Raw genomic sequence first — 15,179 nt, forward strand, 5'->3', positions numbered from 1 at the left:
AAAGGGGAAAGGTTTTGAATACATCCTTAAAGATGCTGTAAATATAGGGAAAATAAATCCTAAATTAAATGAGAAGGGGAATCTGGAATCGTATTTGCCAAGAATTTGGGTTGTGGTCGCTGGCTGCACCTCCAGGGATTATAGTCCTATTTATGGTGATGTTGATCCGAATAACTGGGGGAATGCAATCTTGGGAATGGATGCTTCTCGATACTATGTTACGTCTACGTCCGGTAGAAAAACGTGATGAACATATAGTAATTGTGGGTATCGATGAAAAGGATATTACATGGGTTAAGCAGTATCCAATTCCAGATGAGAAGATTGCAGAGTTGCTCACCAAGCTAGAAACTTATAAACCTCTAGCTATTGGTTTGGATATCTTCAAAAATGTTCCTGTTGAACCTGGTGGCGAACAACTAGCGCAGGTATTACAGTCAAACTCTAATATTATTGGCATTGAAAAAATTTTACCACCCGGAGAAACTTCACCACCCCAGAGCTTGCCACCCGAAAGAGTTGGTTTTATTGATTTACCTAATGATGAGGATAGCAAAAATCGACGCTATTTGTTGTATACGCCAAATCCTAAAAATATCAACGAAGATAAATATTCTTTAGCATTGCGGTTAGTTACTAAGTATTTAGACGCAAAAGAAATTGAGTTACAAACGGGAAAAAATGACCCGAATACAATCAGATTCCGTGGGATTGAATTGCCCCGAATTACCCATAATTTTGGCGGATATGTCAGGGTCGATGATGGGGGATTGTCAATTTTAATGAACTTCCGCAACAATGAGCAACCTTTTAATGTTGTGTCGCTACGCGATATTCTCAATGGTCAAGTTGATGCAGAATTGCTGCGCGATCGCATTGTGTTAGTTGGCAACCGCAACCTAAGTACGGGAGATGCTATTTATACATCTGCCTTGCCTGGCTTAAAATTAAGCGGTCAAATTTATGGCATTGACTACCACGCTCATGTGATCAGTCAAATTTTGAGTACTGTAATGGATGGTCGCCCAATGTTGCACAGTTGGGGAGATATTGGAGAGTATACATGGATATTGATTTGGGGGTTTTTGCCGATTATGATCGGACGGCTGACCCAATCTGTTTGGAAAAATATACTGAGTGTGAGTGTAGCGGCATTTTGTCTGTTTAGCTGCGGGTATATGATGCTGTGGGTGTGGGGTGTATGGATTCCTGTAACACCGGGTTTGCTTGTATTAGCCGTAAATGGCGTAGGTTTGAGTGCTTTTGCATTTTACCAGCATGATAAATTCTTGCGATCGCAAATTCACGAACGTCAAAACACCATTCAAAATACTTTTACCGTAATTCATAATGGCCCTTTGCAAACCCTCGCTTATGGATTAAAGCATCTACGTGCTAAAGATATCTCTTACGAGCAATTGCTGGGACAATTTGAAAAACTCGATCGGGAGATTAGAGAGATTGGTGAATTTCTCAAACTCGAAGCATTAACTACAGAAGAGAGTTTGCGTTTAGGTAGTGGATTAATTATTGAATTGAATCGACCACTTCACGATTTGTTATATGAAGTTTATTCTAGTACCTTAGAGCGGAAGGATTTTGAAAATTTTAAAACATTAAAAGTTAAAATTCGCAATTTTGACCCAATTGATGATAAATATTTAAGTATGGAAGACAAACGAGGAGTTTGTCTTTTTTTGGAAGAAGCTTTGTGTAATGTTGGCAAACATGCCCAAGGAGTCAAGCGTGTAGAAGCATCAGGTATTTGTAGTTTAAATAACTATAAATTGTCTGTCAAAGATAATGGTTCGGGAATCACATCAAAACTAGAAAATAAAGGCACAAAGCATTCTAAAATACTTGCTCAACAATTAAGAGGAGAGTTTCTACGCGAATCACTTTCTCCTCGCGGGACTATCTGTGAACTTAGTTGGAAACTTAAAAGAGAATTTGAGCTTTAAAACTTTATATTTATGATTCTGCTCAGAGAATGTTTGAAAAGTAGCAAATTGTATTACTATCCATCCTATATCCCCCAAAGAATGGGGGAATAAGCACTCAAAGTCCTCCAATTTATCGGAGGATTTAGGAGGAGCTAAAAATATTTGATGCATAACTAGCAACTTTTAAAACAATCTCTCAATAGAAATAGGAAAAAATTAAGAATTTCAAAAGTTTCAGATAACCCTACAATCAACAACATCTACCATGAGTCATCAACATATTGGATTTTGGCGAAATAACCGCAGACTTACAAGCTTAGTTGTGGGCATGATTTTTCTAATGACAGCATTCCCAGCATTTGCTGAGTTTAAACCACGCGATCGCAAACCAGCTAGCGGACATTCCCGTGCGGGTGGTTCCCGTGGATGTCCAAGTAACGGCAGCATCCCTCTGACACAGCTTGCGCCTCAGACATATATCGGTAAAACCACTTCCACCCGTCCAATGTTGGCTTGGTATATGTCAAGTTCCCAAAATGTGCGATTCCGATTGGCTGAATTTGATTCAAGCAACAACCCTAAACAAATTGGCAAAGTTAAAGAAATACCCACAATCAAAGGGATTAACAAGCTAGAACTTCCCCGCGATTACCCCGAACTCACAGTGGGCAAAACATATTTATGGCAAATCTCAATTGACTGCGAAAATAGCCCGATTGTGAGACGTGCAGAATTTACTGTTATCCAGCCTCAATCACTTGCTAAAAACCAATTTACTAGCATTTCTGAAAGCGTAAATTATTATGCTGAAAACGAGCTGTGGTATGAAGCGCTCCAAGAAGCATTGAAAGGAACTGATAATGGTAAACTAGGGCAGAGCGGGGCAACTTTAGTTAAAAACCTTGCAGAGTCAGAAATATTGATAGGTAACGACGTAGAACAGAAAAATACTCAACAACGCATCGAATACCTCCAGAAGATTGCTAGCGATCGCTAAATTGATGGTTTAGATCCCCGACTTCGTAAAAGTTGTCGGGGATCTAGAATCTAGTCCTACAGAAAAAATAGGGAAATAGAAATTATGAAAATTTTGCGGTTTAGCGTCGCAGGATGGTTGGGGTGCGTGGGAGCAGTTGCAGTTTCTATTCATCCTGCTTTTGCTCAGTTAACTCCCGATGATAGCCTGGGGAAAGAGCGATCGCAAGTCATTCCTTTTAATCAAAATAATGACATTATCGATGGTGGTGCGGCTCGTGGCATTAACCTTTTTCACAGTTTTCAAGATTTTAACGTCGGTGTTGGTCGAGGCGTTTATTTCGCCAATCCAGAAGGGATAACAAATATCTTTTCTCGCGTTACTGGTAGTAACTCATCAAATATTTTCGGGAACTTGGGGGTATTGGGTGATGCGAATTTGTTTTTGTTAAATCCCAATGGCATTGTGTTTGGTCAAAATGCCCAGTTAGATATACAGGGTTCTTTTTTGGGGACGACAGCAAATAGCTTAGTTTTTCCCAATGGAGTAGAGTTTAACGCCACAAATCCTCAAGCACCGCCGTTGTTGGCTATCAATGTACCAATTGGCTTGCAGTTTGGTTCCCAACCCGGAAGTATTACTAACCAAGCAGTTAGTGGGTTGAATGTTGGCTCTAGTAGCACCCTAGCACTTCTGGGCGGTGAAATTGCCTTAGATGGTAGTTTTTTGTTTACTCGAAATGGACAAGTGAAATTGGCAGCAGTCAGTGGAGATACAACCGTTGGGTTGAATGTTAATGGCTCCTCATTGGGTTTTAATTTACCAGAAAATGTTGGACGCGCACCCATCAACTTAACGAATGGAAGAATTATCGCTACAGGTGAAAATAGTGGAATTGAGCTATTTGGCGGAAAAATCGCCTTAAACGGAACCCTTTCGTATCTATTTAGTTTCAATGGCGGCTCAATTGTTGTTGATGCGACTCAATTAAATTTAGACAATGACTCTAGCATTGTGAGCGCTACTTCTGGTGCAGCAAGAGGTGGTGATATTCAAGTTCAAGCCAGCAATACAGTAACTCTGGCTAGCAGCAGTTCCATTTTTTCCGCTAGCGATGATACAGGTGCGGGTGGTGATGTTACTATCAATGCCGGGAAAATCACAATTATCGGAGATGGAACACCGGAAAATATTGTTGGAATCTCTACATCTAGCAATGGGAAAGGTAATGGAGGGAATCTCACCTTAAATGCTACGGAGTCGGTTAACCTCAATGGCGGCTTTATCCAGGCTTACAATAACGGTGCAGGTAATGGAGGAAACTTGACTGTGCGAGCTACAGATGCAGTCAATATCACTGATAACGGCTCTTTAGGGCTATTCAGTAATGGCTCTGGTTCAACAGGGAATATACAAATTGAAACGGGCACTTTGCGAGTTCAAAACAATTTATCAGGAAGGGGAGTCACAGCACTTGCATCTGATGGTGGAAGTGTCGGTTCTATATCTATTCAGGCTCGGAATGCCGTTGAAGTAACTCAAAGTAATATATATACACTTATTTTTCTTCCACTCGGAAGTACAACTCAAGCAACAGCAGGGGATATCACCATTGAAACCCAGCGACTCAATCTCAAAGATGGGAGTGATATCAGAACTAATACTTATAGCAGCGCAAATGCGGCTAACATTTTGATTAAAGCTAGTGAATATGTAAGAATTAGCGGCAACAGCTATATATCAAGCAATACTTATAGTGGCTCAGGAAATGGTGGCAATGTAACAATAGAAACGCCTCAACTCTCCTTAACTCAAGGAGGACATATAAACACCTCATCTACTAGGAGCAGTGGTAATGCCGGGAATATTACCATCCGCGCCAAAGATGTAGAATTGGATGGGTTTGTTTTCGTACCTAAAGAACAGTTTTTGGCTGGACTTAATCAAGCTGCTGCGGAAGAATTTTTGTCTAATCCTCTAAGACAAGAATTTCTGTCTCGGTTCGGGGGTATTTCTGATATGAGTGACTTATCATCCGATGTGAGTGGAAGTAATCCAAATGCAAGAGGTGGCACGATAACTCTTGACACGGAACGGTTGCGGTTGAGTAATGGTGGAAACATCTCAACCTCAGTGTTAGCGGGACAGGGACAAGGGGGTAATTTGGTGATTCATGCCACTGATTCTATTAATATTACTGGGGTTGGTGGAGAACGACTAGATGGTTCATTTACACCATCAGGTTTATTTGCCGACGTGCAAACGGGGGGAATTGGTTCTGGGGGCAGTATTGACGTTACAACAGAACGCTTAAATCTCAGCAATAACGGACAAATTTCTGCCAGCACGTTCAATCAAGGTAATGCGGGAAATATTGGGATTAATGCCGAGCAAATTGATTTACGTGGAAGTAGTGGTATCATCACTCAGGTTGACGATAAAGCTAAAGGCAATGCAGGCAATATCAGCATCCAAACTCAACTATTAAATCTACAAGAACAATCGCAGATATCATCAGCAACTTTCGGAAATGGAAACGCGGGTAATTTAACAGTAAAAGCTGATAACATTAGCCTGATTGGTTCAAACGGTGAGTTATTCACTGGTATAACATCATCAGTTTACGAAGGGGCTAATGGTAAAGGTGGTGATATAGATATTACTACCAATAATCTTGATATACGTGATAATGGTCAAATTATCTCCGGCAGCCTCGGTATGGGTGACGCTGGAAATATCAAAATTAATGCTAATGTTCTGAAAATTATTGGTAAACTCAGTGCGATCGCTTCTTCAACGAACGCAGGTAATGGTGGTGACATAAACCTCAATATCGCTGATTTATTGCTGTTACGCGGTGGTGCTTTCATTTCAACTACCGCAGGTAGAAGCCAAGCTGGTGGCGATGGCGGTAACATCAATATCAACTCTAAATTCATCGTCGCCACCCCTGATGAAGACAGTGATATCAAAGCTAACGCATACACTGGGACAGGCGGAAATGTCAAAATCAACTCGCAAGGTATCTTTGGTATCGAGTTGCGGACAAAGCCAACTCAAGAAAGTGATATTACTGCAAGTTCCGAATTAGGCGTTTCAGGCATAACAAATATTAACGCACCCGATACCAATTCTATTCAAAACAGCTTTACTCAAGCATCTCCAAACCTCATCGACACCAATGCACTCATCGCCAATAGTTGCATTTCACGCAGTTCCAAGCAAGGTGGTACATTTTTCATTACTGGTTCTGGCGCTTTACGCAATAGTCCAGGGAATGGATTAATTTCAGTATATTCCACTGGTAAGGTGCGTAATGTTGAACCAACATCACGTGCTTGGAAAAAAGGCGACCCTATTATCGAAGCAGAAGGGCTTTATCGACTGGCTAATGGAAAGTTGCTACTCAGCCGAGGATGTCGGTGAAGAAGTCAGGAATTTATCTGTTGCTGTCAACCCCATCTAAATCCCAATGCTCATTTTGGATCTGACTTTTTACGTTATGTGGAAAAGCCCACCAAAAGCCTAACCCCCTTCCCGACGCGGGAAGGGGAAAATTCACAGTCTCTCTCCTAAAACAAGAGAGAAATAGAAGTGAGGTTTTCCAGATGCCGTGAAAAGTCAGATTTTGGATAAGGTTGAGCTTATATCATTTATTGATAAACAAATGCACACCCAATCAAAACAACTCAACCTACTCACTCCATCTAGAGAGTTACCTCTATATGGCAAGAGAATTTTAGTAACAGCACCGAGAAATTATGCTTATAGGTTATCTGAACAAATTATCAAACAAGGTGGTTTACCTGTTTTCATGCCTACTATCGAAACCTGCTATTTATCAAACTACGGTAAGTTAGATGCCGCTCTTAACCACATAACTGAATTTGATTGGATTGTCTTCACAAGTAGAAATGGCATCACTGCATTTTTTCACCGGATGAATGATTTAAATATTCCTGTATCTGTGGTACAAAAATGTCAATTATGTGCTTTGGGAAAAGATGCAGAAAGCCTATTGTCTTTTTGTGGCAAGGTAGATTTGATTCCAACAGAATCTAGTCCAGCCGGGATTGTGGCGGAATTAGCGAAAATTCCGCAAATTTATGGCAAAAAAGTGCTGATACCCGCCCCAGAAGTTGTTGGTTTGCCTGAGCCTGATGTTGTACCCAATTTAATTACGGATTTGCAGCAATTGGGCATAGAAGTAACTCGCGTACCCACATATATTACACAGGGCTTAGACACAAGTATCTACAGTATTGAATTAAACCTGATAAATCAAGGAATGATTGATGTCATTGCCTTTAGTAGCACGGCGGAAGTAGAAAGCTTTTTGACAATGGTCAACTCGCAAAGTGACTATGAAGGTTGCATTGTTGCATGTTTTGGCCCTTATACAACTGCCAATGCGCGGAAGTTGGGTGTGAATGTCTCCATCGTGTCTAGGGATTATAGTTCATTTGAGGGATTTGCTGAAGCGATCGCAGAATTTTTTACTCTCACTTCCAACTCACACTAAGCACTTTAGGATGTAGAGTAATCAACCACATTTAACTCTAGACTAGCAGCACATAAACCCGTAGGATCAACAATGTAGTTCACGTTTAGCTAGGGATTGTTACATGGCAACTTATAAAGTCACATTAAAGACTCCAGATGGAGAAAAAACTATTGAAGTTCCTGATGATGAGTACATCTTAGAGATCGCTAACGAAGAAAATGAGATGGACTTGCCTTACTCTTGTAATGCTGGTTCTTGCTCAACCTGCGCTGGTAAGCTGATTTCAGGTACAGTTGACCAATCAGATCAGAACTTCTTAGACGACGATCAAATAGATGCAGGATGGGTTCTCACCTGCGTTGCCAGACCAACTTCTGACTGTGTAATCCTAACCAATCAAGAAGATGAACTTAACGGTTAACTAAGAAAGGTGAATTTAAGAAAGAGCAAGTTTTGCAGGATGCGTTAGAACATTTGTGCTAGCGCAACTAAAATCTGAGGTAGTGCTTTACTCTCGGCAATAACACACTCTACAAGATTTAGAATTTTGCACTTTCCTAAAAAATCTATATAGCCTGAGTCATTCACACTAAAAAGCGCTCTCTAAAAAGGGAGCGCTTTTTATTTAGTTTAATAAATAGCTAGCAGATATAAAGCAGAAATTAGCCAGATGATGCTAGATTAACTTTGACGACTTTGTTCTTTTCTTCTTCAGCTTTGGGTAGCGTCAGGTTCAAGATGCCATCTTTATAATCTGCCTTGACGTTAGTATTTTGAATCCGGGTAGGTAAAGGAATTACACGTTGGAATTTGCCGTAGTGGAATTCGCTCTTGATTACACCTTTCTCTTCAGATTTAGCTTCAGACTTCCGCTCACCACTTAGGTATACAGCATTTTCTGTAACTTGCAAATCCAGGTCTTTAGCTTCAATTCCCGGAAGTTCTACTTTTAGATGAATTGCATCTTCAGTTTCTTTTAACTCAGCAGCAGGAACCCTAGAGTAGCCTCTCTCTAAAAATGCAGATGGTAAAATTTCTTCATCAAATAAACGATTGATTTGACGTTGTATTGTGTTCAATTCTTGCCAGGGGTTCAAACGTACTAATGCCATCTTTCTACCTCGTTTAATCAGTATGTTTGCTGTTCAACTAATTGAGGATTTGTTTCCTTGCTTTTCATAGTATTTAAAAATAAAAGTGGTGTAAATTCGGTTTTTATCACATGATTTATGATGATTACCGAACCACAATAAATGTAGGGTAATCTGAACTAGCGAGGTTCGGTAAACTCGACAAGAGAGACTTGAATTTAAAAATTCTCTAATTTATAATTTCTAGAATATGCCTCTAAGCTAATATTAGGTAGATAGATACCTAGCTTATTTGAGAAGCCAGGCATCGGAATTACTAACCTATTTATCAAGAACAATAATATACAGATTACATTTTAGATTGTTTCTAAATAAGGTGAGTTTGCCGCAAGTTTGAACCAGATTATTCTGTGCAGTTTTACAAACAATTGGTATTAGGGTATTTACTCAATCACTAATATCAATTAAAAGTGTTGTATTTTCTTGTTTTCATAGAGATAATAAAAGACTGCTAACAAACCGCTCATAAAAGACATGTCAACAAGTTGGATTTATCTCATCGCAGCAATACTTTTTGAGGTTTCAGGCACAACTTGCATGAAGTTATCAGAAGGATTTACTAAATTAGTCCCTTCAGTATTAATATTTGTTTTTTATGGACTTTGTTTTAGTTTTTTAACTCTTGCTCTCAAGAGACTTGAAGTAAGCGTGGCTTATTCTGTCTGGGCTGGGTTGGGAACTGTCCTAATTGCAATCATTGGTATTATTTGGTTTCGTGAATCTGCTACATTTATCAAACTTTTGTCAATCGCCCTCATAATTTTAGGTGTAATTGGTATAAATGCAAGTGAATAAATAAAAATACCTCGTCTATTTTAAAATAGACGAGGTAAATAAACCAAAACTGATCATTCTGCTTGTTGCTGTTGTAGTGAATACACCAGCAATTTTTATTATTCCGTTAGCAAAGCAAAATGAGCGGACTTAGTAAAATGCTTTTAAAAGTATAGTAAACCTCGGTAAATATAGCCCACAAGTAATTTACTTTTAATATTTTACCAGACACAACCAAACTCATACAGCCAATTTGGCAGGTTTTTTATACACTGAGGCGTAAAAGATATTATTTTATAGTCTCAACTTAAGCTAAAAAAACAATTTTGGCTTTAATCCAAGTAGATTAGCTCAAAATTTATTAAACTCAGCAGAACGACGATAAAGTAACCAGATAAATAGCGGTGAACCCAGCAACGCAGTGACAGAACCTACTGGTAGTTCTACCGCTCCTAATCTAGAGAGTAAATCTGCAAAAGTCAGTAACCATGCACCTGCAAGGGCGGAAAGTGGTAAAACAAAGCGATGATCTGTACCAACAATGAGGCGGACACCGTGAGGGACAACAAGACCAACAAATCCAATCAAACCACTGATGCTGACTGCACCTGCGGCTAAGAGAGTGGCGACACCACCAATTAACAAGCGCGATCGCGTCAACGAAACCCCCAAACCCACAGCCAAATCATCTCCCAAAGCCAGCACATTTACTGATCGCGCTAGTAAGCATCCCCCAATTAATGCAACAATAATGTAAGGGCCAGCCGTCGAAATTTCTTGCCAACCGCGTCCATTGAGACTACCAACTAGCCAACTGAGCGCAATTTGAATTTGACCATCTTCAGCTAAAAGCAGCAACGTACTTTGTATAGCACCAAACAAAGAACTCACCGCCACCCCGCCTAAAATCAACCGTTCAACCGAAATTCCCGACCCCGCGCGACCGAGTAAAATAACGATCGCAGAAGTCAAAATTGCCCCCATCCACGCTGCTAAAGGAATTGCGATCGGGAATATTTGCCACACAATCATCACAATCACAATTAAGCCAGCACCCGCAGAAATGCCCAAAATAAATGGATCGGCAAGACTATTCCGTAACATCCCTTGCAGTAATGCTCCTGACATTCCCAAAGCTGCGCCGACAATGAGAGCAGCCGTAATGCGCGGGAGACGTAAATCCCAAAGAATTGTCTGTTTAATTGGATCGCCTTTGTGGAGTATGGCTTGCCAAAATTCCGACATACTTAAAGGTACTGCTCCTTGAGAAAGCGACAGCACTAGCGTTACCACCAGTGCTGCACTAAGGAGTAAAACAGCCCAAAGTACGCGGTGTTCAGTAAAAATTGTCTTAAATGGTTTAGTCAAATTTAGATATGCATTTTTTTTAAATATAATGCGTCTCAAACACAGATGCATTGGGCATTAGGCAGGAGGGAGGGAAGTTAAAATTTAGACATTGAGCTTCTGAAGGTGGACGTTGAGTCTCAGAAGGTGGACGTTGAACCTCAGAAGGTAGAATCTTTAACTTTTCATTCCCAATTCCCAATTCCCAATTCCCAATTCCCTACGATAATTCCAGCCCACCTTGATAACCAGTGACAATGCGGCCACCATCTTTGAGAATGTGGACTTCTATCTGATCGCTAGCCCAAGTAATTTGGTCTTGAAAAGCCGGGTTTAACACACGAACCCGTTGATTGCTAGAAGAAACTGGAGAGTTAGGAGAATTAATTGCTAGAGATTGGACAAAAGGCCCGTCAATCAAGATATCAAGTTGTTCTAACAATTCTTGAGAACCTGGCGGCGCAGATTGAGATTGTAGCTGCTTAAGAGTGAACCCAGAAAAAGACATTACATTTAACCCAGCAGCTTTTACCTTACGCGCTAAAGATGCCAATGCGGTTGCTTGCCAAAAGGGTTCTCCACCAGAGAATGTTACACCCGTGTTGTGGGGATTGCTGAGAATATTCTCGGCAAGGGTATCAACAGCAATCAATTGGTTAGGCTCAAATGACCAAGAGTTAGTATTAAAGCAGCCAGGACACTCACGAAGACAACCTTGTACCCAGACAACTGCACGACAACCAGGGCCATTAACTTCTGACTGATCGACGTAACCCATAATGTTGAGATAGCCGGGGGGAATTTCCATGAGTGCTAGCGATGGGTCAGTTGGCTTAATTTCCATCTCTTTAACTCCTTTTAGCCGTTACCTGTTAACCGTTAACTATAGCGAATTTCCAATTATATAACTGTAACTAATGACAAATGACTAATGACAAATGACAAATGACTAATGAAAAACTTGATGGGATTTTGAAAAGTCCGCTTTAACTGACTAGACTGAAGTTAGTTGCCCAGCTAGTATTAATCCTTTTATAGATAAAATCGATGACTGAACAAAATTCTAGAATTTGTATCCTTGGCGGAGGCTTTGGTGGTCTTTACACAGCCTTACGCTTAAGCCAGTTACCTTGGGAATCTACGCAAAAACCCGAAATTGTTTTGGTAGATCAAAGCGATCGCTTCCTATTCTCTCCTTTACTTTATGAATTACTCACTGGTGAACTGCAAACCTGGGAAATTGCCCCACCCTTTGAAGAACTTTTACAACGCACAGGGGTGCGTTTTTATCAAGGGGTTGTGTCTGGAATTGACATCGACCAGCAACGGGTAAATATACATGAAGGGCCAGAAATCCCTTACGATCGCTTAGTGCTGGCACTAGGAGGTGAGACACCGCTAGATTTAGTCCCCGGTGCGGCAACCTACGGCTACCCATTCCGCACCATCTCTGATGCCTATCGCTTGGAAGAACGCCTGCGATTTTTAGAAGAATCGGATGCTGATAAAATTCGGGTGGCAATTATTGGTGCTGGCTACAGTGGTGTAGAGTTAGCCTGTAAGTTAGCCGACAGACTCGGTGAAAGAGGACGCTTTCGAATCGTTGAAATCGCCGATCAAATTTTGCGAACTTCCCCAGAGTTTAACCGGGAAGCAGCAAAAAAAGCTCTAGAAGCCCGTGGTGTGTTTCTAGATTTAGAAACCAAAGTCGAATTAATAGAGCAAAATAGCATCACCCTAGAGTACAAAAACCAGTTAGACACGATTCCCGTAGATTTGGTAATTTGGACTGTGGGAAATAGGGTTGCGCCTGTAGTGAAATCTCTTCCCCTCAAGCAAAATCAGCGCGGTCAAATTAACACTACATCCAATCTACAAGTCATCGATCATCCAGAAATATTTGCCTTGGGAGATTTAGCAGACTGTCATGATGTTGAAGGACAGCAAGTCCCCGCCACGGCACAAGCGGCTTTTCAACAAGCTGATTATACTGCTTGGAATATCTGGGCAAGTCTCACTAATCGTCCTCTCCTTCCCTTCCACTACCAACAGTTAGGAGAAATGATGACATTGGGTAAAAACAACGCCACCCTTACTGGTTTGGGAATTAAACTAGATGGCCCCTTGGCATCCGTCGCCCGTCGGATTGCCTATTTATATAGGCTGCCAACTTTAGACCATCAACTCAAAGTTGGTTTTAATTGGCTAGTGCGTCCAATCATCGAGACACTTTCTAAGTAACTGAATTGGGAATGGGGAATGGGGAATTGGAAATGGGGAATTGGGAAATGGGGGATGGGGACTAATGACCAATGACCAATGACAAATGACAAATGACCAATGACAAAGATTTGCTTTATTTTCGTCAAGCTACTTAGCAGATGCTAGACTCTACCCACAGAACCTCTCTAACGAGCCAAAATCTAACATTCAAAATCTTCAAACTTTGATGGAACAACCGAAAGTTATTTTTTTAGATGCTGTGGGTACACTCTTCGATGTTAAAGGCAGTGTGGGCCAAGTTTATAGTCAGATAGCTGAGGAATTTGGTGTGACGGTTCCAGCCGAAACATTGAATACAGCTTTCATCAAAAGCTTTAAAGCAGCCCCGCCGCCGATATTTCCAGATGCAGAACTCCAAGATATTCCCCAGCGCGAGTTTGATTGGTGGCGGATAATTGCCCTGAACACTTTTGAAAGTGCAGGTGTCCTCAAGGAATTTTCTGACTTTTCGGCTTTTTTTAGCGAACTTTATATCCACTTTGGCACTGGCGAACCGTGGTTTGTCTATCCCGATGTCTTGCCAGCTTTAATCAACTGGCGGCGCTTGGGGGTTACTTTGGGGGTGCTATCCAATTTTGATTCCCGGATTTATTCAGTATTGCAAAGTTTGGGATTGAGAGAGTTTTTTACCTCCGTCACCATTGCTACCCAGGTACGTGCAGCTAAACCCGATCCTCAAATTTTTGCTATTGCCTTAGATAAACATAAATGTTCTCCTTCAGCAGCATGGCATATTGGCGATAGCGTTGTAGAAGACTACTACGCCGCTAAAGCAGCTGGACTCAGAGGCGTTTGGATCAATCGTGGTTAATAAGGAGATACTTTAGCGATCGCTATTTTGTCTCAAACCTAAACACAGCAATACTCAACAAAAAATATTCTGAACAAATAGAAATAGTCTGCTCTCAGTGCCGCAACACCATGAGCATATTCAAACTAGAAGACTTGATTCCGACTGAACTTTATAATTCAATACGGTTCACTTAGCGCCAAAAATTTTCTATGCAAATTATCAGTGCGATCGCACTGAATAATTTGCAATAGCAGACATGGCATTGTTTATAGCGATCGCTTGGCTAAAAAAGAGCCGGACGATCGCACCGATCAACTAATTTCCTTACTTTAGCAACGTCTTCGCGCCATTACCATTTGTCGTCTCTTTCTCTGTATTCGGTGTCATCACTGCTGCGATCGTCGTTGTTGGCGCAGTCTTTGGTGCAGTATTCCCCACGGATCGCTTACTACTCTTGCGTGGTTTACCCCCTGCCTGCATATACTGCAAACTGTTCTTACCGTAGCGCGTCGCCACACTCATTAACATTTTTTCCGAGTAGCTTCTCAAATCCTGCTCTAGCAATTCAATCTGCCCTACCGCTTCATCAACTGTAGAAAGCATTGTGTTGTAGCTCGATAGCTTCGTTTGCAAGGTTTGAATCCGCCTTTCATACTCCGCTAAATTTAAGCTATTGCTAAACTCAAGCGTTTCGCTAATCGATCTCATCCCCGATATCCGTAGCGTTGCCTTATCCAATACCGTAGAACTGCGTTTCAGTCGCGCCATGAATCCCTCTCCTGCAAAAACTTATATGAGAATTAGTACAGACTTGTGGTTCCACTTTAGCTATTTGCTATTCCTCTTCCCCTGAGTAAAAATCACCAAAACTAAAGTGAAGTTTCCGGTAAAATCTGATATTTATTCCCTAATTTCACTTGAAATATTTAAAATTATTTGTATAAAAAATTTTATAAGAAGAATTTAGAACTTAGGTGGCCACTAAGCGTAGTCGAAGTCCCCCTTTTTAAGGGGGATTTAGGGGGATCTAGAATGTTTTGCTACCAAGAATAGGACTTTTCAAACATCCTCTAAGACTGGGTGATAACAAAGCGTTGGCAAGTCCACAAGTACTCAAATATCGTGTTGAAGTACCTAAATATCATGTTGAAGTACCCAAATATCGTTTTGAAGTACCCAAATATCGTGTTGAAGTACCCAAATATCGTGTTGAAGTACCCAAATATTGTGTTGAAGTACCCAAATATCGTGTTGAAGTACCTAAATATCGTGTTGAAGTACCCAAATATTGTGTTGAAGTACCCAAATATCGTGTTGAAGTACCCAAATATCGTGTTGAAGTACTTGCGTTGCTTTTATAAAAAGTAAAATCAAATTGACGCTGATTAAAATTATTCACAGGTTGATA

13 protein-coding genes are annotated in these 15,179 nt (G+C 40.8%); 9 read left to right on the forward strand and 4 right to left on the reverse strand.

The window, feature by feature from the left end; translation table 11 throughout:
* Window positions 1–68 precede the first annotated feature (68 nt).
* From H6G86_RS07965 to H6G86_RS07985, 5 genes are all read left to right on the forward strand, one after another.
* Window positions 69–1,961, forward strand: a complete 1,893-nt coding sequence (locus tag H6G86_RS07965; protein WP_190933865.1) for a sensor histidine kinase — start codon at window positions 69–71, stop codon at window positions 1,959–1,961.
* A gap of 247 nt (window positions 1,962–2,208) precedes the next feature.
* Entirely contained in the window at window positions 2,209–2,940 is a 732-nt protein-coding gene (locus tag H6G86_RS07970) for a DUF928 domain-containing protein (RefSeq protein WP_190933866.1), read from the forward strand.
* Between the two features lie 84 nt (window positions 2,941–3,024).
* A complete protein-coding gene (locus H6G86_RS07975) occupies window positions 3,025–6,345 on the forward strand; it encodes a two-partner secretion domain-containing protein (RefSeq protein ID WP_190933867.1) in 3,321 nt (1,106 codons plus the stop codon).
* A 241-nt stretch (window positions 6,346–6,586) separates the two neighbouring features.
* A complete protein-coding gene (locus H6G86_RS07980; RefSeq protein ID WP_190933868.1) occupies window positions 6,587–7,441 on the forward strand; it encodes a uroporphyrinogen-III synthase in 855 nt (284 codons plus the stop codon).
* A gap of 103 nt (window positions 7,442–7,544) precedes the next feature.
* Complete coding sequence (locus tag H6G86_RS07985) at window positions 7,545–7,844, forward strand: ferredoxin (RefSeq protein ID WP_190933869.1); 300 nt, start codon at window positions 7,545–7,547, stop codon at window positions 7,842–7,844.
* A gap of 241 nt (window positions 7,845–8,085) precedes the next feature.
* Here the strand turns inward: H6G86_RS07985 and H6G86_RS07990 are convergent, their stop codons facing one another.
* A complete protein-coding gene (locus tag H6G86_RS07990) occupies window positions 8,086–8,535 on the reverse strand; it encodes an Hsp20/alpha crystallin family protein (protein ID WP_190933870.1) in 450 nt (149 codons plus the stop codon).
* 513 nt (window positions 8,536–9,048) lie between these two features.
* Here H6G86_RS07990 and H6G86_RS07995 point away from each other — a divergent pair.
* Window positions 9,049–9,369, forward strand: a complete 321-nt coding sequence (locus tag H6G86_RS07995; protein WP_179075149.1) for a DMT family transporter — start codon at window positions 9,049–9,051, stop codon at window positions 9,367–9,369.
* A 330-nt stretch (window positions 9,370–9,699) separates the two neighbouring features.
* On the opposite strand, the gene H6G86_RS08000 is transcribed toward H6G86_RS07995, so the two are convergent.
* Entirely contained in the window at window positions 9,700–10,767 is a 1,068-nt protein-coding gene (locus tag H6G86_RS08000) for a FecCD family ABC transporter permease (protein WP_242064733.1), read from the reverse strand.
* Window positions 10,768–10,915: 148 nt separating this feature from the next.
* Window positions 10,916–11,539, reverse strand: a complete 624-nt coding sequence (locus H6G86_RS08005) for a 4Fe-4S single cluster domain-containing protein (RefSeq protein WP_190933872.1) — start codon at window positions 11,537–11,539, stop codon at window positions 10,916–10,918.
* Window positions 11,540–11,742: 203 nt separating this feature from the next.
* On the opposite strand from H6G86_RS08005, the gene H6G86_RS08010 reads away from it, so the two are divergent.
* A complete protein-coding gene (locus H6G86_RS08010) occupies window positions 11,743–12,936 on the forward strand; it encodes an NAD(P)/FAD-dependent oxidoreductase (RefSeq protein WP_190933873.1) in 1,194 nt (397 codons plus the stop codon).
* Window positions 12,937–13,144: 208 nt separating this feature from the next.
* Window positions 13,145–13,789: an HAD-IA family hydrolase gene (locus H6G86_RS08015; protein ID WP_185583346.1), complete on the forward strand. Its 645-nt coding sequence runs from the start codon at window positions 13,145–13,147 to the stop codon at window positions 13,787–13,789.
* 306 nt (window positions 13,790–14,095) lie between these two features.
* Here H6G86_RS08015 and H6G86_RS08020 read toward each other — a convergent pair whose 3' ends face one another.
* Window positions 14,096–14,539, reverse strand: a complete 444-nt coding sequence (locus H6G86_RS08020; RefSeq protein WP_190933874.1) for a hypothetical protein — start codon at window positions 14,537–14,539, stop codon at window positions 14,096–14,098.
* Between the two features lie 326 nt (window positions 14,540–14,865).
* Between H6G86_RS08020 and H6G86_RS08025 the strand changes: the two genes are divergently transcribed.
* Window positions 14,866–15,132 carry a hypothetical protein gene (locus tag H6G86_RS08025; protein ID WP_190933875.1) on the forward strand — a complete coding sequence of 89 codons (267 nt, stop codon included), beginning with the start codon at window positions 14,866–14,868 and terminating at the stop codon, window positions 15,130–15,132.
* Window positions 15,133–15,179: the final 47 nt, after the last annotated feature.

This window comes from Nostoc sp. FACHB-133, assembly GCF_014698055.1.
In the GTDB taxonomy this organism is placed as follows: domain Bacteria; phylum Cyanobacteriota; class Cyanobacteriia; order Cyanobacteriales; family Nostocaceae; genus Nostoc.